Source organism: Halothiobacillus diazotrophicus (assembly GCF_001663815.1).
GTDB classification, from domain to species: Bacteria; Pseudomonadota; Gammaproteobacteria; order Halothiobacillales; family Halothiobacillaceae; genus Halothiobacillus; species Halothiobacillus diazotrophicus.
This window is the reverse complement of the sequence record NZ_CP016027.1, coordinates 1263704-1283705: the sequence shown is the minus strand read 5'-3', so window position 1 is coordinate 1283705 and position 20002 is coordinate 1263704. Positions and strand designations below refer to the sequence as shown.

The following is a 20002-nucleotide window of genomic DNA, read 5'->3' as shown; positions in this document are numbered from 1 at the left end:
GCGGGGAAGATGAGGAATGGGAACAAATGACCGATACGCCGCGAAAACTGCTGCATTCCATTCTTCTGGCGGGTGCGAACCGGATGTCGCCCGTGTGCTGGCTGATTGTGGTCGTGATGTGGGGAATACTGGGCGGGGGCGCTGCTGCACATGCCCAGGAGCGGATGGCCGAGCAGACCGTCTATGTGGGCGTTCTGAGCGATTTCGATCGCAGCGCGATTCATCAGCAGTGGTTACCGACCATGCGCTATCTGTCCACGCATGTCCCTGGGCATCGCTTTGTCCTGTTGCCGGTCGGGGTCTCCGATCTTCAGCGCGCCCTGGAGGCCAGAACGCTGGATTTCCTGCTGGTGCATCCGGCCTATACCAACCGGCTGAAGGCGGCCTACGGACTATCCAATGTCAGTACGCTGATCAATCAAGGTCAGTCTGTACCCTTGAACAAGTTTGGCGGTGTCGTGTTCACGCAGCGCCAACGCCAGGATATACAGCATCTTGAAGATCTGCGCGGCAAAACCATCGCATTTTCCGTTCGGGATTCGTTCGATGGATTCCAGATCCAGCAGGGACTCCTCAGCCGTCATGGCGTGGATGTGGTCCGGGACAGTCGGCTCATGGCATTGGGCAATCCGCAAGATCGGAGCGTACTTGCTGTGCTGGAAGGACACGCCGATGCAGGGTTTGTCCGAACCGGCGTACTCGAATCCATGGTGCGCGCCGGACGATTGGATCTATCGCGGATACGCGTGCTCAACGAGATGATCCGGCCGGAGTTTCCGTTTCGCCTGTCGACTCAACTTTACCCGGAGTGGATCCTGACTGCGGCGTCGCATGTTTCCATGAAGCTGATCAATCAGGTGGCGGCCGCTTTGCTGGTCATGCAGCCGGATGACCCGGCCGCCCGGCAGAATAATTACGCCGGTTGGTCGCCACCGTTGTCGCCAGCGGGGTTTGAGGGTATGTCCGGGATAACGTCGGCGCGTGTCGTGTCGCCCGCCGTCAGGCACCCAGCCGCCGCCGCGGTACAGGGCGAGTGGCAGGCGTGGCATCGCTACATCGATCACCATTCGTTCGAGGCGATCATGGGTCTGTTTGCCCTGTTCCTCCTGACCTTGCTTTTGATGTACGGGCATGCGCGTCGGGTGAACCGGGCGCTGCACGCCTCGCAGGCACAATTGCAGGTTATGGCGCATCACGATGTTCTGACGGGACTGCCGAATCGCGTGCTGCTTGAGGAACGCTTGACGCTTGCCCTGGCCCAGGCCAGGCGAAGTGGGCGGGAGGTGGCAGTCTGCCTGCTCGATCTTGACGGGTTCAAGCCCATCAACGATACCTTCGGTCACCTGATCGGCGATCGGGTGCTGCAGGAGGTATCCCGGCGCATTCAGCGGGGCCTGCGTGAGAGCGACATGGTGGCCCGCTATGGTGGGGACGAGTTTGTTCTGGTCATGGATGACTTCGAGGATCAACGGCAATTGCGGGAGGTGCTCGAACGAATCTTGCGCGTACTGGCCCGACCGCTGGCCTGCCATCCGGCTGCGCGGGTCCGGGCGAGTATCGGTGTCAGTATCTATCCCGAGGATGCGCGCGATGCTGTTGCCCTGCTGAAAAATGCCGATGAGGCCATGTATGTGGCCAAGCGCGCCGGAGGTAATCGATTCGTCATCCATCATCCCGCGCCGGAGGTTGTTCCCGCCCCGGGCCCGATGCTGGTACGCAAGGCATGACGATGCTCGGGATCGGACGCGAAACGCGGTGCCAGGTTGGCACCCGTATGGCGCTAGGACGGGATTGTACCCAGCTCGGCGATGCGCACGAGTTCGACGAGGGAGTCGGCGCCGGTTTTGTGCATGACACGTGCGCGGTGGATTTCCACCGTGCGATGGCTGATGCCCAGCTGGCGGGCGATCTCTTTGTTCGATCGGCCCTCGATCGCCAGGCTCATCACTTCCCGCTCCCGGTCGGTCAGGCTTTCCAGTACGGATCGGGCCGAGTGGTTGGCTTCGGCTTGGGAGAACAGCCGTTCGCTTTCCAGCAGGGCGACATGCACGCTTTCCAGCAGAGTGTGGCCGCTGACGGGTTTGGTGAGAAAGTCCACGGCGCCGGATTTGATTGCCCGGACGCTCATCGGGATGTCGCCGTGACCCGTCAGGAAAATCACCGGCAGCAGAATGCCTCGGTTGATGATTTCCGCCTGCAATTGCAGGCCGTCGATATCCGGCATCCGGATATCGATGATGGCGCAGCATCGGGGCACGAGGGCATCGATGTTCTTGAGGAACTCAGCCGCGCTCTCGTAACTCACCACGGTCATGTCCTCCTGTTCCAGCAACAGGGAGAGCGAGTCGCGAATGGCAGGGTCGTCGTCGACGACGAAAACGGTGTCGTGCATTTTCATGATGCGAAGGGTAGTGTGAAGTGGAAAACGGCACCCCGTTCACCCGCCTCGATATCGACCCAGAGTCGCCCGCCCTGGGCTTCGATGAGGGCCCGGCTGATGGCAAGACCCAGGCCGATGCCGTTAGTCTTGGTGGTGAAGAATGGGTTGAAGATTCGCTTGGCCGTCTCGGCGCTCACGCCCGGCCCGGAATCCTGGATGGTGGTCATGGCCATTCCGTCATCGATCATGGTACGGACCCGGATGGTAATGTGTGCCGGGGAGATTCCAGCTTCCCGCATGGCATCCACCCCGTTCATGACGAGGTTGATCAGTACTTTCTGCAGTTGCAGCCGGTTGGCCATGACCGGCTTCAGATCGGGCATCAGTTCCACCGCGGTATGAAAGTCGGTATATCCGCTATCCTCGACTTCCGCGAGCGCTTCATGAATCACCTCGTTCAGATCCGTCGGCTCGAGAATGATCTCGCCATCCTGGAGGAATTCGAGCAACTCGTGCAGAGCCTGTCCGGCTTTTTGTGATTGAGCGGCTGCACCGAGCAGGGCATGTTCGAGCTTGTCCAGATGACCGGCGCGCAACATGTTGATTGCCGCTTCGCTGTAGGCGGAAATCGAGGCGAGGGGTTGATTGATCTCGTGGGCGATGGCCGAGGCCGTCTGTGCCGCAACCTGCTGATCAACCAGTCGATCCATGGCGCGGCGGCGGTTTTTCAGTTCGGCTTCCATGGCACGCTGCTGGGAGATGTCCTGAATTGTGCCGACAATCCGGGTTGGGCGTCCCCCTTCGAAAAAGGTCTGGCCGTTGGCCATCAGGGTGCGTTCCTCGCCGGTTTTCGGGTTGATGATCCGGTACTCCACACGGTAGACGCCGTTACCCTGATCGGGTTTCATCGCGCGCTCGATGGCTGCATGAATCTTGCTGCGATCATCCGGATGAACCAGATCCAGGAACGTTGTGAAATTGATCGGGGTATCCAGATCCACTCCGCATATTGCGCGCGCACGCGCGTCCCACTCCAGTCGTCCGGATGCAATGTCCCGATCGAAGATGCCAAAACCCGCCGCTTCTTGCGCCAATTGGAGTCGATTCCGACTCGCAATCAGTTCGCTCAGGGTGCGTTTGAGCTCGGTAATATCCTTCTGGACCGACACGTAATGAGTCACCTTGCCATCGGCTTGTCGCAGGGGGGATATGGTTGCGGATTCGATGGAGTACAGACCATCCTTGCGCCGGTTGACGAATTCGCCCCGCCAGATTTCGCCACGGGCAAGAGATTGCCACAGTGATCGGTAAGTTTCCTCAGGCGTCAATCCGGACTGCAGCATCCGGGGGGTGCGATTGATGACTTCCTCGGCCGTATATCCGGAAATCTGCGTGAAGGCGGGGTTGACGAATTCGATGATTCCCTGAAGATTGGTGATCATGATGCTGTCCGGACTTTGCTCCACGGCGAGGGAGACCTTGCGGAGCTGATCTTCGGTCGCCCGTCGGTCCGAGACGTCGAGAAACATGAGCCAGACGACCATATCGGACATGCTGGAGGCTCGAACGATGCCGACAAAGCGGGTATGGATGATGGTGCCGTCGGCACCCGCCAGGGTCAGATTGAACCGCTGGCGGTCGGTATGCTTCACCATGTCCGCAAACTGTGCGGACCAGTACGCCTGCTCATCGGGAACGACGAACTGAGCGAAGCGGCGTCCGATGCACGCACGCCGTGGAAGACCGAGCATGGCGGTGGCGGTCAGGTTCACTTCGGCAATCAGACCATCGCGGTTGAGGGCGATGTAACCGACGGGGGCCAGGTCATAGAGTTCGGCGTAGCGATCCCGCGATTCCGCCAGTTCGATATGAGCGTGCCGCAGGGTTTCATTCTGCATCTGCAGTTCGATCTGATGGGCCTGCAAGTTGCGGATCACGGTGTTCGGGTCGCTATCGGGCGACGGTTGTGCGGTCATGCCGGGCATCTTGCTCTTACCCTCGGCAGGTAAGGCGCCAGCCTCCGTCTTGTAGCGTTTTTTGCGATCGACCATCTTCCGCGCTCCCTGATCCTCGTACATGATTGGGGGCTGCCGGTCATCCGATTGCCCCATCGATCCGCGCACTTCATCGTGCTTTTTCAATAACCTGCCATTTCGGTAGGGTGTTACCTGTTTGGACCCTATGTCAATAGTCCATGCAGGCCCGCGCGGTATGCCACGTGTCATTGCAGCAGGTATGCGCTTCGGGGGATCGAGCCATCCGGTTGCGGAGGCACCTTGGTCATCGTGTTCTGGGGGGGGATGAGGTGCGTTGCGCCCGGAGGGAAGTCCTGGACGGTTCTCCCGGTCGAGAACGAGATTGCCATCGGATGGACGGGGATCATAGAGCGGCTGGTTCGACGTCAGCCAGGAGCGTGCACCGGAGCGGGACTTTGCCCAAGGGCGAGGGGATTCCTGGCTCATGCGTATCACGGGGCGGACAGGCCGTGCTTGTTGATCAGGCGATGCATCGAAACCCGGGAGATGCCGAGCATTTCCGCCGCTTCGGTGACATTGCTGTTGGTCGTGACCAGCGCACGCGACAGTGCCTGTAATTCCGCCTCGTTGCGCGCCTGGGCCAAACTGGGCAAAGGCTCGGAGACCAGGGTGGTGAACTCGAGATCTGCCGGGCCAATCGCCTGGCGGTCGCTATGCACGATGGCGCGTTTCAGCCGGTTCATGAGTTCACGGACATTGCCCGGCCAGGTGTACGCTGAGAGTGCCGCCAGGGCTGCGGGGCACAGAACCTTGTGCTCCAGGCCGAGCTCATCGGCAAACCGGTGGATGAAGTGCTGGGCGAGTTCGACCACGTCCGTGCCGCGCTCGGCGAGCGGGGGCATGACCAGTCGCAGTACGTTGAGACGAAAATACAGATCCTCGCGGAATCGACCTTCAGCGACCGACTGTTCGAGATCCACATGGGTGGCTGCTACGATCCGTACGTTCACGGGGATGCTCCTGTCACTCCCGACGCGCTCGATGACGCCTTCCTGCAGAAATCGCAGCAGACTGACCTGCGTTTCCAGCGGGAGGTCGCCAATCTCATCCAGCATCAGCGTGCCGCCGTCGGCAGCCTCCACGCGCCCGATTTTGCGTTGATGGGCGCCCGTGAAGGCGCCCTTTTCATGACCGAATAGTTCCGATTGCACGAGACTCGGCGTCAGCGCCCCACAGTTCACGGCGATGAAGGGGCGGTCGTGCCGATCCGAGTGTTCGTGCAGGTAGCGTGCGGCCATTTCCTTGCCGGTACCGGTCGGGCCGGTGATCAGCACAGGCAGGTCGTTTCGGGCATAGCGTTTCAGATGTGCGCGGACGGTCTTCATGATGGGGCTGCTGCCGATCAGACCCTGTTCATTGATCCCAGCCGTGCCGGCATCGACGGAAACCGTGTCGGCGTGGATATCGGCGACCCGGGCCATCGTCCAGGCGTGTCCCAGCGAGAAGAACAGGCGCAGCGGTTCCAGGGGCAGGAAACAGAAATCGAAGAAGTATGAGTGCAGGAAAGCTGCATAAGTCGGGCTGTCTGCTGCCTGCGGTTCCACCAGGCCGACCCATTGGACGTTCGGGTATTTGTGGGTTGTCTGTACGAGACAGGCGCCGAGTTTGGATACGGCGTCGCGAAGATCGGCCAGAACCACCTTGACCGGCGCATGTTTCAATGCGCGCTGCAATTGATCGCAATCATGGACGAGGGTGACATCCCACATGAATGAGGAAGCGATGCGCGCCACGTCTTCACCGATATCGTCCTTGCGAAACGAGAGATAGATGAGTTGCCGGCGCTCGAGGGTCTTCCCCTGGCTGGCCCGCTTGCCCGTACGGGCAATGGCATCGTCCATCAGTCCATTGTTGCGTCTGCGGTTCGATTCCTCCGGAAAGGGGTCGTGGTCGTCGCCCCTACGGTTGAAGAAAGTGGCTAATGAGTCCAGTTTCGCCGCATGCGACGTGTACTCGGGGTGGGTGTTCGCTTGTTGGATGGCGCTCATGGTGATTTACCTGTCAAAGTTCCTTGTTGATTGAAAGAGTCCACGATCCGATTGGCCCCGGGTCATATCGCGCAGGGCGTAGGCCGATGCATTCGAAGATGGGTGCTTCAACGGGCCGATTCGTAGATCGATGAACGTCCGTTTTTGGCTAGGACAACCTGCCAGAGCTGCCCTTGTCCGGAGCGGAAAAATCCGGCGCAGGACAGCAGGTAGTATTTCCACATGCGGTAAAAGCGATTGCCGTACTTGTTCGACAGCTGGGGCCAGGCGCGGTCGAAGTTTCCCCACCAGGCCATGAGCGTCCGATCGTAGTCCGGACCGAAGTTGTGCCAGTCGGCGATGGCGAAGCGGTGTTCTACCGCGGCCGTGATCTCCTGTGCGGAGGGGATTTTTCCGTTGGGGAAAATGTACTTGTCGATCCATGGGTCCGTTTGGTTCGAGGTGCTGGTGACACCGATGGTGTGGAGCAGGAACAGGCCGTCGTCCTTGAGCACCCGGTTCACTACCTCGAAATATGCGGGATAGTTTTTCGGGCCGACGTGTTCGAACATGCCGACGGAAACCACCTTGTCGTACGTCCCCGTGAGATCCCGGTAATCCTTGAGTTCGATGGTGACGGGCAGGCCGGCGCAGCGATCCTCGGCGAGTTTCTGCTGCTCTTTCGATACGGTGATGCCCACGACATCCACGCCATAGTGCTGCGCGGCGAATCGGGCGAGACCGCCCCAACCGCAGCCGATTTCGAGCAGGCGCTCACCCGGTTGAAGGTCGAGCTTGCGACAGATCAGGTCGAGCTTGTCGAACTGTGCCTGCGTGAGGTTGGTCGCATCGCGCCAGTAACCGCAGGAATAGCTCATGGTGGGGTCGAGCATGGTTTCGAACACGTCGTTCCCGATGTCGTAATGGCGTTCGCCGACCTGAAAGGCGCGTCGGCTGGATTGCAGGTTGAACAGTCTGTGGCGCAGGGCATGCCCAAGAAAGCGCAAGCGTGTCCATTTGCCGATTTTGGTATCGATATCTGCACGTAACAGGCGGTGAAAGAGTTCGTCCAGCCTGCCGCAATCCCACAGGCCGTCCATGTAGGCTTCACCGAAACCGAGGGAACCCTCGCTGAAAATCAGGTCATAGACGCATTCGTCGTGTATCTGGATATCCCAGGGCGCGTCACCGTTGAACCGGATACCGGCCTCGTTGGCCAGATCCCAGAGTACGGTCGGCGGTGCGGGGGGTATGTCGTAATGCTGCCGGGTCGTGACTTCCGCGTGCGTCATGGAATGCATGAGTGTTCTCCGGTGTGAGCGGTGACAGTTGCGTCGTGCATATACACAGCTTCTTGGTTATGCCGTTTGGATTGGGGGTGCCGGCGGCTGAGACGGCGGTATTCTGTCCCCGTTTGTGCACGTACGGTTGCTCCGGGATAATCTTTGTCTGATCCGATAAAGCCGATATTGTCCTGCTGTTCGTGATTAATGTTTCTATGGCGGATCGGATGAGTTTCTTGCGTCATCGTTTCTGTTTCTCTGGCGTGGTGCTTATCTCGCAATCGCTGATAAAACAACGCCGTTGGCTCGATGGGTTGTCCTGGTCGTTAGTCGATACTTTATGTTTTCGATGTGTTAAATAAATAAGGGTAAATACGTAGGTGAATTCACCTATTATGGCGGGTTTATTTATTAAGTGCCTGGCTATTGAATTTTGACTGAATTATAAAAATAATTAAGCTTGGTATGTGATTTGGGCTTTTTTATTAAATTAGTGGTGATTGAATTAGGTTATAAAACTAATTGACTGCACTGTTGCGGATGGGATGATTCGGGTGGCTTGGGCGCAGGGGGAACCATCGACAGATAGGCTCGAGCATCGCATGAGATGAACCCTGTTATCAGCGTGGGGGGTGAATAAGCCTGTGGACGGCCCGCGCCTGTTCATTGCTCTCCGGACAACTTGGGCATGACAATCGCATCTCGATCCGTGGATCAAGGTACACGTCGTTGTCCGAGATGAGTTTGGACGGGGTTGGTCACGGCACTGGGGCGTCGATTCCGATTGCGTCAATGCAATCCGGCGACGGAGCCCGCTTATGGGGCAAAAGGTGGTAAGACTACCGAACGGACGTTCGCAGAAATGAAGTGTGTCGGTTGTCAGGATGTCTGGTGCCGAGGGTCGGACTCGAACCGACACGAGGGTTAGCTCGGTGGATTTTGAATCCACTGCGTCTACCAATTCCGCCACCCCGGCTAAGGGCGTGCAATTTATCTCGTTTGTATGACAAAGGCAAGCAGTGTCTAGGGTGGTTGGGCGTGATGCATGGGCTGCCAGGAACGGGCGCGCTGGTGGAGAAATTGCGCCTGGGTCTGCTCTGTTCGCAACGCAGTTCGTTTATGATGCTGCCCTGATCGGCTCCTTGAAGGAAGTGGCGTTTTGACGGTGAATGATGTGGTCATTCTGGTGTTGGTGGCCGGTGTGGCGTGGTTCTGGTGGCATCAGGATCGGTTCCACCGACGTGCGCTGGCCCTGGCGAAGCAGGCGTGCGATCGTGCCAGTGTCCAGCTTTTGGACGACTCCGTCGGCTTGCGCCGTCTCCGCCTTGCCCGAGGTGGGCAATTCGGGGTGCAGATCGTGCGCGTTTTCGGTTTCGAATTCAGCCAGACCGGCGCAAACCGTTATGCCGGTACGGTGGCCTTTTCCGGGCAACGCCTCCAGTCGGTCGATCTGGATCTGTCCCGCCCGTTGTTGGCAGGTTAGAGGATGACTGGACTCAGGGTAACAAGACGAAAAAATGCGGGCGTCGTCGTTGCGGCCTCGCTGAACCATCCGTTGGGAGTACAGGGACATGAATGATTCGAGCAAGACATCCCCCGATGTGGCAGTGACGATCGAGGATCGGGCGGCGGCACTGGGGGCACCCGGTAGCCGGGATGCATTCCGCATGATGCTGCTGGGCAGTGGCGAATTGGGCAAGGAAGTCGCCATCGAGGCTCAGCGCCTGGGTATCGAGGTGATTGCCGTCGACCGGTATGCGGGGGCACCCGCCATGCAGGTGGCGCATCGTTCCCATGTCGTGGACATGCTCGATGGCGCGGCGATTCGCCAGCTGGTGATGCAGGAGCGCCCGCGTCTGATCGTGCCGGAGATCGAGGCCATCGCGACCCAGACCCTGGTCGAACTCGAGGCTGAGGGCTGGATCGTGACGCCGAATGCCCGCGCCGCGCAGCTGACGATGAACCGGGAGGGCATTCGGCGCCTCGCCGCGGAAACCCTCAAGCTGCCGACCAGTCAGTACCGCTTCGCCGATACCTTCGCGGATTTCTCCGAGGCGATTGCGCAGATCGGTCTGCCCTGCGTCGTCAAGCCGGTGATGAGTTCGTCCGGCAAGGGGCAGTCGGTGGTCCGCACGCCCGAGCAGATCGAAACCGCCTGGCAATACGCCCAGAGCGGCGGCCGAGCGGGGGGCGGTCGGGTGATCGTCGAGTCGATGATCCTGTTCGACTATGAAATCACCCTGCTCACGATCCGCCATCGGGACGGCATCACGATGTGTCCGCCGATCGGCCATGTGCAGATCGACGGCGACTATCGGGAAAGCTGGCAGCCGCAACCCATGAGCCCGGCAGCCCTGGCGGGGGCCGAGGTCATTGCGCGGACGGTGGTCGATGCCCTGGGCGGCTACGGCCTGTTCGGCGTCGAGCTGTTCGTGCGCGGCGACGAGGTATGGTTCAGCGAGGTCTCTCCGCGCCCGCACGACACGGGGCTCGTGACGCTCATTTCGCAGGATCTGTCGGAATTCGCCCTGCATGTGCGCGCCATTCTGGGGTTGCCCATCCCCAACCTGCGCAGCCGCGGACCGGCGGCTTCCTGCGCGCTCCTGCGCGAGGGCGAAACCGACGCCCCGGTCATGACCGGACTCGCCGACGCGCTCGTCGAGCCGGATACCCAGGTTCGACTGTTCGGCAAGCCCAATATTGCCGGCAAGCGGCGGATGGGCGTGACGCTGGCCCTGGCCGATTCGGTCGAAGCAGCACGTGCCAAGGCGCGGCGCGCCGCCGAGTTCATCCGGCTGCAGGCAGGGGCTTCGTAAGGGCCGGATCGTCAAGCGGCGTCCAACCGATCCCTCCATAAAAAAACACCCCGAACTCGGGGTGTTTTTGTTGGTGCGCTTGGCAGTCCTGCCGGACGGTTACGATTCCGACAGGCAGACCCTATCAATAGCGTTGCTTGGGGCGACGCGGCTTGCCGCCGAAGCCGTCGTTGCCACCGCGCGGGCCGAACTTGCGTGAAGGCGGCCGGTGCGAGGATTCGTCGCCGTCGTTGGGGCCGGCTTCGCTGATGTTGAGCGGTACGCCGAGTACATGCAGGCGCTTCAACTGGTTGAAGACTTCGTTCGGCATGCCTTCGGGCAGATCGACCGTGCTGTACTGATCGAAGATGCGAATCGCGCCGATGTACTTGCTGTCGATGCCTGCTTCGTTGGCGAGCGCGCCGACGATGTTTTTCGGGGCGACGCCCTGATCGCGGCCGATCTCGATCCGGTACTTGACGCGCGGAATGTCGTCGTTGCGGCGTTGGCGGGGCTCGTCACGGCGGTTGTCATCCCGGCGCGGACGCTCGCTGAAGGCATGGCTCGGAGTTTCGGGGATTTCGTCCGGCAGCAGCGGGCGGTCCTTCTGGGCCATGTAGGCCAGGGCGGCCGCGATCTCGGCCAGACCGACATCATGTTCCGTCTGGTACTGCTCGATCAGGGTTTCGAAGAAGTCGAGCTCCTGCGATTCCATGGCTTCGGTGATCTGGTTCTTGAAGTCCGCGCTGCGCTTGTCGGCGATGTCGCTCTGGCTCGGCAGGCGCATCGGGGTGATGGGCTGGCCGGTGGCGCGTTCGATGGCGGACAGCATCCGCTTTTCACGCGGCGCGACGAACAGGATGGCCTCGCCCGAACGGCCCGCGCGACCGGTACGGCCGATGCGGTGGACATAGGATTCGGTATCCAGCGGGATGTCGTAGTTGATGACGTGGCTGACGCGGGCCACGTCGATGCCGCGCGCGGCGACGTCGGTGGCGATGACGATGTCCAGCGACCCGCGCTTGAGGCGATCGATGGCCTTTTCGCGCAGGGCCTGGTTCATGTCGCCATTCAGGGCTGCGGCCGCATAACCGCGCGCTTCCAGCTTCTCGGCGAGTTCGGTGGTGGCGACCTTGGTCCGTACGAAAATGATGACGGCGTCGAAGTTCTCGACCTCGAGAATGCGCGTCAGGGCGTCCAGCTTGTGCACGCCGCTGACCGGCCAGTAGCGCTGGGTGATCGTCTGGACGGTCGAGGTGCTGGCCTTGATGCTGATTTCGACGGGCGAACGCAGATGACGCTGGGCAATCCGGCGAATCTGCTCGGGCATGGTGGCGGAGAACAGCGCGACCTGGCGGCTGGCCGGCGTCTTGCTCAGGATTTCGTCGACGTCGTCGATGAAGCCCATCCGCAGCATTTCGTCGGCTTCATCCAGCACGACGGCCTGCAGCTGGTTCAGCTTGAGCGTGCCGCGCTTCAGGTGGTCCTGGATTCGGCCGGGCGTGCCGACGACGACGTGCACGCCGCGCTTCAGGCCGCGCAACTGGGGCTCCATGGCCTGTCCACCATAGATCGGCAGAACATGGAAATCCGGCAGATGGCGGGCATAGGCCTGCATGGCCTCGGCCACCTGGATGGCAAGTTCGCGGGTGGGTGCCAGCACCAGAAGCTGCGGTGCGCGCAGGTTCAGATCGATCCGGCTCAGCAGGGGCAGGGAAAAGGCGCCGGTCTTGCCGGTGCCGGTCTGTGCCATACCGAGCACGTCCCTGCCTTCGAGGAGGGGCGGGATGCTTTTCGCCTGAATGGGCGAGGGGGCTTCGTAACCCAGCTCTTCGATCGCACGCAACAGCGGCTCAGACAGGGCGAGGTCGGAAAATAGAATGGCGTTTTCTTCGGACATGGATACTCAAGGGCTCTCAAGAAATGAATGCGTCTGGCCGTGACTCACGGGCGACGATTCTGGGAAAGGCGCGACATCGGCGCGTCTGAGATGTCGCGCTTATCGAGCCGGATAGGGATAGCGCCGCATCATACGCGAAAACATGCCCCGTGTCCGATTTATCTTTGTTCAACAAGAGGATTGCTGTTTTTCCGTCACCAGATCCACGTAGTGATCAATCAGTTGGGCGGTTTTCTGTTCGGCGGACCAGGAGTCGGCGTAGTGCATGGCTTCCCGAGCCATCTGCACGAGCCTGTCGGGTGTCTGCAGTACCGAATTGACCGCATTGGCAAACTCGCTCGGATGATCGGGTGGAATCAGGCAGCCACCCGCCGTATCAAGGACATCCCGCGTGCCCATGGCGCCGAGGGCGGCCACGGGCGTGCCGAGCGCCAACGCTTCGAGCAGGACCAGTCCTTGAGTTTCCGTACGGGAGGCGAAGACGAAGAGATCGGCGGCACGATAGGCATCCTGCAGCGTGCCGTCCCGGCGCATATACCCGACAAACCGGATGGCATTGTCGAGGTCGAGTGCACGCACACGGCGACGAAGGTGTCCCTCTGCAGGACCTTCGCCGGCGATGACCAGAACGGCTTCCGGGTGTTGCTTGCGTACCGCCGGGAACATGTCGATGAGAAAGTCGATGTTCTTTTCCAGCGCAACTCGGCCGACATAGAGAAGGAGCGGCTGATCCGTACGAATGCCCAGTCCGGACCGGAAGTCCGTGATGGGCGCGGTTCGGAACTGGTCGAGGTCGAGCCCTGTCGGCAGGATGTGCATGGTGGTCCGCACGCCGTAGGCATGGAGGATGTCCCGCATGGGGGATGAGGGGACGATCAATGCGTCGACTGAATTGCACTGGCTCTTAGAGAATCGTCGTGCCATGAATTTCAGCCAGGATTTCGGCAACCACTTGACGTAGTTGTACAGGTATTCCTCGAAGAAGGTGTGGTAGCTCTCCACGACGGGTGTGCCCAGGGCTCGGGCAAGCTTCAGGCCCGCATAGTGCGCCACGAACGGGGTATGGATGTGCACCAGATCGATACTCTGGGATTGGAGTGTGGGGATGAGCCGGAGTATTTCCCCGTAGCGCATCATCCGGTCCTCGGGGTCGAGGATCACCGACCGGGACGGTATCCGGATAATGTCGGGATCATCCGTGTGGTCTGCGGCGCGGGCCAGATTGCGGGCTTCGGGATATTCGGGACAGATGAGCGTCACCCGGTGTCCCTGTGCCCGCATTTCGCTGCGAAAGCTGTCGATCGAGGTTGAAACGCCATTGATGCGCGGAAAGTAAACGTCGGAAATCATCAAGATGTGCACGCGGGTCACCTGGCATGAGGATGGCTGTAGGGCGGAAGAGCGAGGCCCGGACGGCTGGTGGGCAATGCTGTGCGCGGCAGGTACGTTTCATTCGGAACAACATATTATCCGGGTCGATGTGCAGTTGCCGAGTCGTGGCGGTTTCGCGGACATCGTTGCAATTAACGGTTTCTGCACGGTTTGTTCCCTCAGGTTGGGTGATAAATGTGACAAATTCATGATCCGCACCGCGCGGCAGCAGCCGGATTACTCGGCTGTGGTAGGATTGCACGCACTTTGCGCATCGGTTTAAGGGTTTCACTATGATTGCAGGCGTTTTTCCCGGTCAGGGGTCACAATCGATCGGGATGGTCGGTGCTTGGGGGGCACATGAACCCTTGGCTCAGGCTGTTTTCGCCGAGGCGAGCACGGTGCTCGGCTTCGATTTGTGGGCGCTGGTCGCTTCGGGCGATGCAGCGGAATTGAATCGCACCGAAATCACTCAGCCGGCCATGCTGGCGGCGGACGTGGCGGCCTGGCGGATCTATCTGGCCGCCGGCGGGCATCGGCCCGTGGCGTTGGCCGGACATAGCCTGGGCGAATACGCGGCGTTGGTCGCCGCCGACAGCCTCGATTTTGCCGATGCCATCGCGCTCGTGGCCGAACGTGGACGGCTCATGCAGGATGCGGTGGCGCCCGGCGTGGGTGCCATGGCGGCCTTGTTGGGACTGGAAGATGAGGTGGTTCTGTCCGTCTGCGCGGAAGCGGCGGCCGGGCAGGTCTGCGAAGCCGTGAATTTCAATTCGCCGGGGCAGGTGGTCATCGCAGGCGATGCGGCGGCCGTGGCGCGTGCCGAAGGATTGGCCAAGGCGGCAGGCGCCAAGCGGTTCGTCCCGCTATCCGTGAGCGTGCCCTCGCACTCGAGCCTGATGACGGAAGCGGCGCGGTCGCTTGACGACTATCTCGCGCGCGTCGTGATCCGGCCGCCAACCATTCCCGTGCTGCACAATGTGGATGCCCAGGCGCATGATGATGCCGTGGCGATTCGTCATGCGCTGGTCGAGCAGCTGTATCGTCCGGTGCAGTGGGTTGCCTGTGTGCGTGCCCTTCATGCGCGGGGCTGCAATCGGCAGTTCGAGTTCGGGCCCGGCAAGGTGCTGACGGGATTGGTTCGACGGATCGAGCGGGGCATGGAAGGGGCGGCTGTCTTCGATGAGGCCAGTCTGTCCGCCGTGTTGCCGCAAACCTGATTTTTTATCTGAACGAGTCGAGATTCATCATATGACAACGAACATGACAACGATGGGTGGCCTTGCGGGTAAGGTCGCGCTGGTGACGGGGGCGACCCGTGGTATTGGTGCGGCGATTGCCGACCAACTCGCGGATGCGGGGGCGATCGTCATCGGGACCGCCACCTCCGACACCGGCGCCGCCACGATTCAGGAACGATTGGCGCCGCGTGGCGGTGCCGGCGTCCGGTTGGACGTGACGGACCCCGCCCAGATCGATGTGGTACTGAGCAAGATCGAAAGCGAGCATGGCGCCGTTGCCATCCTTGTGAACAATGCGGGCATTACGCGCGACACCCTGTTGATGCGCATGAAGGATGACGATTGGGCTGCCATCCTGGAAACCAACCTGACTTCGGTCTTCCGCCTGTCTCAGAAAGTACTGCGGGGCATGACCAAGGCACGGTGGGGGCGCATCATCTCCATCGCGTCCGTCGTCGGATCGATGGGCAACGCCGGGCAAACCAATTATGCGGCGGCCAAGGCCGGCATCATGGGGTTCTCCAAGTCCCTGGCCCGTGAAGTGGGCCCGCGGGGTGTCACGGTCAACGTCGTGGCGCCGGGCTTTATCGATACCGACATGACCAAGGATTTGCCCGAGGAGCACAAGAAGGCGCTGCTGGCCAACGTGCCCCTGGGCCGTCTGGGCGACCCGGCGGAAATTGCCGGTTGCGTCCGGTTCCTGGCCAGCGATGAAGCGGCTTACGTCACCGGGCATACCCTGCATGTCAACGGTGGAATGTACATGAGCTAATTTTGCCAAGCGGCAAAATGCAGGGGTTTTTCGGGGCGGATTCGCCCGGCGTCTCTCTGCCATGAAGGGCGTCGGGTGCGATTTTTATTTGGCGCTTGGTCTGCTTTTCACTAGAATGCCTGCCATCTTGGGTAACAGCCCCGGAACCAATTTGTCCATGATGAGGTTTATGCGATATGAGCACCGTCGAAGAGCGCGTGAAGAAGATTGTTGTCGAGCAGCTGGGTGTCAAGGAAGAGGAAGTGACCAACGAGGCTTCTTTCGTTGACGATCTGGGTGCGGATTCACTGGATACGGTGGAACTGGTAATGGCTTTGGAAGAGGAATTCGAGTGCGAAATTCCCGACGAAGAAGCCGAGAAGATCACGACCGTCCAATTGGCCATTGATTACATCAACGCCCACAAAGACGCATAATCCGCTACCCTCCGGACGAGGGTGGATTTCGGAAACTGGCGCGGATCGGATGATCATTCCCGGATTTCGGGGTATCTTGACTTCAGCGTGTCGCCGGTGACGCTCATCGGATAGTTCGCTCCAAGAAGATCGTGATCGTTCATGAATCTTGGCGTTCAATATCCAAGCGAGAATCGCCGAGTCAATCTGCGCCTTCTCCAGGCCGCGCTACGGATTTACCGGGCGCGGCCTTTTTTGTTATGGAATGCAAACGGATCATAGAGCATGAGTAAGCGACGGGTAGTCATTACGGGTTTGGGCATGGTGTCGCCCCTGGGTAACAGTGTGGCGCAAACCTGGTCGGGTATTCTGGCCGGGCAGTCGGGCGTGGGGCACATCGATCGTTTCGAGCTGGGCGCCATTCCGGTTCAGATTGCGGCGATGGTCAAGGATTTCGATCCCGCCAACTACATCCCGCCCAAAGACGTGAAGAAAATGGAGCCGTTCATCCACTATGGCCTGGCGGCGGCGATAGAGGCTATTGACGATGCTGGCCTGGTCAGCGATACGCTGAATCTGGATCGGGTCGGCATCCTGATCGGCTCCGGCATCGGCGGTCTGGATGGCATCGAGCGCAACACCATCGCACTCGCCGAGCAGGGGCCGCGCCGGGTATCCCCGTTCTTCGTGCCGGGTGCGATCATCAATATGGTGTCCGGCCAGCTGTCTATCCGCTATGGCTTTCGCGGTCCCAATCTGGCCACCGTCACGGCCTGCGCGGCCGGCACGCACAGTATTGGCCAGGCGGCACGACTGATCGCCTACGGTGATGCCGACGCCATGATCGCCGGTGGTGCGGAGGGTGCCATTTCCCCGCTGGGCGTGGCGGGATTCGCCGCCGCCCGTGCACTGTCTACCCGTAATGACGACCCCACCCATGCCTCCCGGCCCTGGGACCGGGATCGCGACGGTTTCGTGCTCGGAGAGGGCGCCGGCGTGCTGGTGCTGGAATCCCTGGAGCATGCACAGGCGCGTGGCGCACGGATTTATGCCGAATTGCTCGGGTTCGGCATGAGTGCCGATGCCTATCACATGACGGCGCCTTCGACCGATGGCGATGGGGCTCGACGCTGCATGCAGGCCGCGATGAACGATGCGGGTATCAACCCGGAGGACATCGGTTACATCAATGCCCACGGCACGTCGACCCCGGCGGGCGATGTGGCCGAGGTCGTCGCCTTGCGCGCGGCGCTGGGGGAGCATGCCAAGCGTTGCCCGGTGAGTTCGACCAAGTCGATGACCGGGCATCTGTTGGGCGCTGCCGGTGGCATCGAGGCCGTGTTCTCCGTGCTTGCCTTGCGCGACCAGGTTCTGCCGCCGACAATCAATCTGGACAACCCCTCCGATGATTGCGATCTGGATTTCGTGCCGCATACCGCGCGCCCGGTACAGGGCCTGGATGTGGTCATGTCCAACTCTTTCGGGTTTGGCGGCACGAACGGTACGTTGATCTTCCGGCGCGTCTAGTGCGGGATCCCGCCGTGACTTCGGCGAAAGCCATGATCCAGCCGATCATCGAGCGTATCGAGGGCATTCATGCCACGGATTTCCCGGATCTGATCCGGTCCGCTCCGGCGGCTTTCTCGCAACTGTTCGCCAGTCTCGCTTCGGGAGACACCGATTCGGCGCCGCACAATGCCCGTTGGTCGATCCTGATGTCGGCACCGGCCGCGGAGCTGCGACTGACAAGGCGGAACTCGCTTCATTTCCGGCCGCTGACGACGGAGGGGCAACCGCCCTGTTTGCCGGAAAATGGCGATTTTCTTGACGCCTTCGGCCGATGGGTTGACCCGACGCGTGATTCAGTCGCCCCCCTGGCGCACGAACTGCCCTTCGTCGGGGGCTGGAGCTTCTACCTCTCCTATGAGTTGGCCGGTCAGATCGAGCCGAGTCTCGATCTGCCGTCTTTCGCCGTTGGCACTCCGGATGATTCCGGTTTCCCGGTCGCTGTGGCGCAGTATCATGCCGCCGCCCTGGTCTTCGACCATGAGGCAAGCCGGATGTATCTCGTGCAGGACGGTCGTTCATCCTTGGCTGCCGACACGATGCGTACGGCGATCATCGAATATCGGGCGGGATCAGGTGCAGGGGATGCGATGGACGACGATCTTGCGCTGGGCGCCGTCGCGGCCGATGATCCGGCCATCTACGAAGCGGGCGTAGCCCGGATTCTCGACTACCTACAGGCGGGCGACGTGTTTCAGGCGAACCTATCTCGGGCCTGGCGTTTTTCGACACCGCAATCGGATGCCGGTTGGCGGATCTTTCGTCGTCTGGGGCGCTACAATCCCGCGCCCTTTGCCGCCTGGTATCGACTGGATGAAGGGCAGATCATCAGTTCGTCGCCCGAGCGGCTCGTCGATCATGTATCCGGACGCGTTTCCACCCGCCCCATTGCTGGCACGCGGCGTCGCGATGCCGATCGCGCTCGGGATCGGGCGCTGATGGACGAATTGCGTGCCCATCCGAAGGAGCGAGCCGAGCATGTGATGCTGATCGATCTCGAGCGGAACGATCTCGGGCGCGTGTGTCAGCCCGGCAGCGTTCAGGTCGACGAGCTGATGACGATTGAATCCTTTGCCCACGTCCACCACCTGGTGTCGAACGTGTCCGGGAAATTGCGCCCCGACCGCAGCGTCTTCGATCTCCTGGCGGCCACATTTCCCGGCGGGACGATCACCGGCTGCCCGAAGGTCCGTTGCATGGAAATTCTTTCGGAACTCGAGGCGACGGGACGAGGGCCGTACACCGGAAGCGTCGGTTACCTCAGCTTAGATGGCCGCATGGATAGCAATATATTGATTCGAACGGTGTTTTTGGCGACGGACGGCTCGGGAGAATTCCGGGCTGGGGCAGGGGTCGTCGCGGACAGCGAACCTCTGCGGGAGCGGATCGAAACGGAGGAAAAGGCGCGTGGCCTCCTTCTGGCATTGGGTGCGATGGCGCCATGACCACCATCGAGGCGGCGGACCGAGGCCTCGCTTATGGCGATGGTCTGTTCGAAACGCTGCGCCTCCGGCATGGCAAGTCCGAGTGGTGGTCGGAGCATTTCGCCCGCCTGACCTGGGGTTGCCGTCGACTAGGTTTGCCTGTGCCCTCTGCATCCGATCTGTGCGCACAAATTGCGGCCGCCGTCGCCGAAAATCCGTCTGGCGATCGGGGCGTGCTCAAGCTGACCTATACCGCGGGATCGGGCGCGCGCGGTTATCGGCGTCCTGATCCGATTCGGCCGACGGTGCTGATCCAGTGCGGTCCGGTTCCCGACCGGATCGCCGCGTGGCAGGCGCAGGGGGTGTCGGTCGGTCTCCAGCCCACGAAGTTTCCGGGTGTGCCACACTTGACCGGTCTGAAGCATTTGAACCGGTTGCCTCAGGTGCTGTGCCGCCAGACGTGTTCCGAAGCTATGGACGAATGCCTGATGATGAGCCCCGAAGGGCTGATCTCGGGGGGTATTCAGAGCAATTTCTTCTGGTTTGAGGAAGGATGCTGGCATACCCCGCCGGTCAGTGGTGCTGGCATAGCGGGTACGGTGCGTGCCACGTTGATCGCATCTCTGGGGGTGCGTCGTACGCCCCTGGCGCCGGGCCGCCTGGCCATGGCCGAGGCGGCCGCGATGACCAATTCGGTTTGGGGGATTGTGCCGGTTCGGGCGATTCAGGGGCGCGCCCTTAGTCTGGCGCCCGTGCAAGGGCTGGCGGATCGCTATGCGGCGCTACCGGAACCGGATGGGACGCTTCCCGTGCAGGAAACCGCCTGGTGGCGGGTCGCGCGCGGTGAGCCGATGATGAACGAATAGCGAGGT

At 61.0% G+C, this 20002-nt stretch carries 15 protein-coding genes and 1 tRNA gene; 9 read left to right on the top strand and 7 right to left on the bottom strand.

What is annotated here, in order from left to right:
* The first annotated feature begins 26 nt into the window (after nucleotides 1-26).
* The gene (locus A9404_RS05690) at nucleotides 27-1727 is read left to right on the top strand and encodes a diguanylate cyclase domain-containing protein (protein WP_197490449.1); all 1701 of its coding nucleotides are present in this window, start codon (nucleotides 27-29) and stop codon (nucleotides 1725-1727) included.
* A gap of 53 nt (nucleotides 1728-1780) precedes the next feature.
* Here the strand turns inward: A9404_RS05690 and A9404_RS05685 are convergent, their stop codons facing one another.
* The 5 genes from A9404_RS05685 to A9404_RS05665 form a co-directional block, all read right to left on the bottom strand.
* Entirely contained in the window at nucleotides 1781-2392 is a 612-nt protein-coding gene (locus tag A9404_RS05685) for a response regulator transcription factor (protein WP_231880954.1), read from the bottom strand.
* 2 nt (nucleotides 2393-2394) lie between these two features.
* Nucleotides 2395-4431 carry a PAS domain S-box protein gene (locus A9404_RS13140; RefSeq protein ID WP_197490448.1) on the bottom strand — a complete coding sequence of 679 codons (2037 nt, stop codon included), beginning with the start codon at nucleotides 4429-4431 and terminating at the stop codon, nucleotides 2395-2397.
* A 416-nt stretch (nucleotides 4432-4847) separates the two neighbouring features.
* Nucleotides 4848-6404 carry a sigma-54 dependent transcriptional regulator gene (locus A9404_RS05675; protein WP_082922772.1) on the bottom strand — a complete coding sequence of 519 codons (1557 nt, stop codon included), beginning with the start codon at nucleotides 6402-6404 and terminating at the stop codon, nucleotides 4848-4850.
* 107 nt (nucleotides 6405-6511) lie between these two features.
* Nucleotides 6512-7684 carry a cyclopropane fatty acyl phospholipid synthase gene (gene cfa, locus A9404_RS05670; RefSeq protein ID WP_231880952.1) on the bottom strand — a complete coding sequence of 391 codons (1173 nt, stop codon included), beginning with the start codon at nucleotides 7682-7684 and terminating at the stop codon, nucleotides 6512-6514.
* Between the two features lie 871 nt (nucleotides 7685-8555).
* A tRNA-Leu gene (locus tag A9404_RS05665) sits at nucleotides 8556-8642 on the bottom strand.
* A 189-nt stretch (nucleotides 8643-8831) separates the two neighbouring features.
* Here A9404_RS05665 and A9404_RS05660 point away from each other — a divergent pair.
* Nucleotides 8832-9149, top strand: coding sequence for a DUF3301 domain-containing protein (locus A9404_RS05660; RefSeq protein WP_231880971.1), 318 nt, complete (start codon nucleotides 8832-8834; stop codon nucleotides 9147-9149).
* A gap of 88 nt (nucleotides 9150-9237) precedes the next feature.
* Nucleotides 9238-10482 carry a formate-dependent phosphoribosylglycinamide formyltransferase gene (gene purT, locus A9404_RS05655; RefSeq protein ID WP_082922771.1) on the top strand — a complete coding sequence of 415 codons (1245 nt, stop codon included), beginning with the start codon at nucleotides 9238-9240 and terminating at the stop codon, nucleotides 10480-10482.
* Nucleotides 10483-10606: 124 nt separating this feature from the next.
* Here the strand turns inward: purT and A9404_RS05650 are convergent, their stop codons facing one another.
* Both A9404_RS05650 and A9404_RS05645 read right to left on the bottom strand, forming a co-directional pair.
* Nucleotides 10607-12361, bottom strand: a complete 1755-nt coding sequence (locus A9404_RS05650; RefSeq protein WP_066099295.1) for a DEAD/DEAH box helicase — start codon at nucleotides 12359-12361, stop codon at nucleotides 10607-10609.
* Between the two features lie 168 nt (nucleotides 12362-12529).
* Nucleotides 12530-13723, bottom strand: a complete 1194-nt coding sequence (locus A9404_RS05645) for a glycosyltransferase (RefSeq protein ID WP_066102866.1) — start codon at nucleotides 13721-13723, stop codon at nucleotides 12530-12532.
* A 302-nt stretch (nucleotides 13724-14025) separates the two neighbouring features.
* Between A9404_RS05645 and fabD the strand changes: the two genes are divergently transcribed.
* The 6 genes from fabD (at nucleotide 14026) to pabC (ending at nucleotide 19996) form a co-directional block, all read left to right on the top strand.
* The gene (gene fabD / locus A9404_RS05640) at nucleotides 14026-14952 is read left to right on the top strand and encodes an ACP S-malonyltransferase (RefSeq protein ID WP_066099294.1); all 927 of its coding nucleotides are present in this window, start codon (nucleotides 14026-14028) and stop codon (nucleotides 14950-14952) included.
* A 43-nt stretch (nucleotides 14953-14995) separates the two neighbouring features.
* On the top strand, nucleotides 14996-15745 hold the full coding sequence (gene fabG, locus A9404_RS05635) for a 3-oxoacyl-ACP reductase FabG (protein WP_066099293.1): 750 nt from the start codon (nucleotides 14996-14998) through the stop codon (nucleotides 15743-15745).
* Nucleotides 15746-15921: 176 nt separating this feature from the next.
* Nucleotides 15922-16161 (top strand): acyl carrier protein, encoded by a 240-nt coding sequence (gene acpP / locus A9404_RS05630; RefSeq protein ID WP_066099292.1) that lies wholly within the window; start codon nucleotides 15922-15924, stop codon nucleotides 16159-16161.
* Between the two features lie 264 nt (nucleotides 16162-16425).
* Nucleotides 16426-17667, top strand: a complete 1242-nt coding sequence (gene fabF / locus A9404_RS05625) for a beta-ketoacyl-ACP synthase II (RefSeq protein WP_066099291.1) — start codon at nucleotides 16426-16428, stop codon at nucleotides 17665-17667.
* Between the two features lie 14 nt (nucleotides 17668-17681).
* Nucleotides 17682-19151: a chorismate-binding protein gene (locus A9404_RS05620; RefSeq protein WP_197490447.1), complete on the top strand. Its 1470-nt coding sequence runs from the start codon at nucleotides 17682-17684 to the stop codon at nucleotides 19149-19151.
* A complete protein-coding gene (pabC, locus tag A9404_RS05615) occupies nucleotides 19148-19996 on the top strand; it encodes an aminodeoxychorismate lyase (protein ID WP_066099289.1) in 849 nt (282 codons plus the stop codon). Before A9404_RS05620 ends, pabC begins: the two co-directional genes overlap by 4 nt.
* Nucleotides 19997-20002: the final 6 nt, after the last annotated feature.

What these genes read in the sequence shown, in the direction of transcription:
- pabC (WP_066099289.1), top strand. Translation starts at nt 19,148, where the DNA reads ATGACCACCATCGAGGCGGCGGACCGAGGCCTCGCTTATGGCGATGGT.
- purT (WP_082922771.1), top strand. Translation starts at nt 9,238, where the DNA reads ATGAATGATTCGAGCAAGACATCCCCCGATGTGGCAGTGACGATCGAG.
- fabG (WP_066099293.1), top strand. Translation starts at nt 14,996, where the DNA reads ATGACAACGATGGGTGGCCTTGCGGGTAAGGTCGCGCTGGTGACGGGG.
- A9404_RS13140 (WP_197490448.1), bottom strand. Translation starts at nt 4,431, where the DNA reads ATGGTCGATCGCAAAAAACGCTACAAGACGGAGGCTGGCGCCTTACCT.
- fabD (WP_066099294.1), top strand. Translation starts at nt 14,026, where the DNA reads ATGATTGCAGGCGTTTTTCCCGGTCAGGGGTCACAATCGATCGGGATG.
- cfa (WP_231880952.1), bottom strand. Translation starts at nt 7,684, where the DNA reads ATGCATTCCATGACGCACGCGGAAGTCACGACCCGGCAGCATTACGAC.
- A9404_RS05690 (WP_197490449.1), top strand. Translation starts at nt 27, where the DNA reads ATGACCGATACGCCGCGAAAACTGCTGCATTCCATTCTTCTGGCGGGT.
- acpP (WP_066099292.1), top strand. Translation starts at nt 15,922, where the DNA reads ATGAGCACCGTCGAAGAGCGCGTGAAGAAGATTGTTGTCGAGCAGCTG.
- A9404_RS05650 (WP_066099295.1), bottom strand. Translation starts at nt 12,361, where the DNA reads ATGTCCGAAGAAAACGCCATTCTATTTTCCGACCTCGCCCTGTCTGAG.
- fabF (WP_066099291.1), top strand. Translation starts at nt 16,426, where the DNA reads ATGAGTAAGCGACGGGTAGTCATTACGGGTTTGGGCATGGTGTCGCCC.
- A9404_RS05685 (WP_231880954.1), bottom strand. Translation starts at nt 2,392, where the DNA reads ATGCACGACACCGTTTTCGTCGTCGACGACGACCCTGCCATTCGCGAC.
- A9404_RS05675 (WP_082922772.1), bottom strand. Translation starts at nt 6,404, where the DNA reads ATGAGCGCCATCCAACAAGCGAACACCCACCCCGAGTACACGTCGCAT.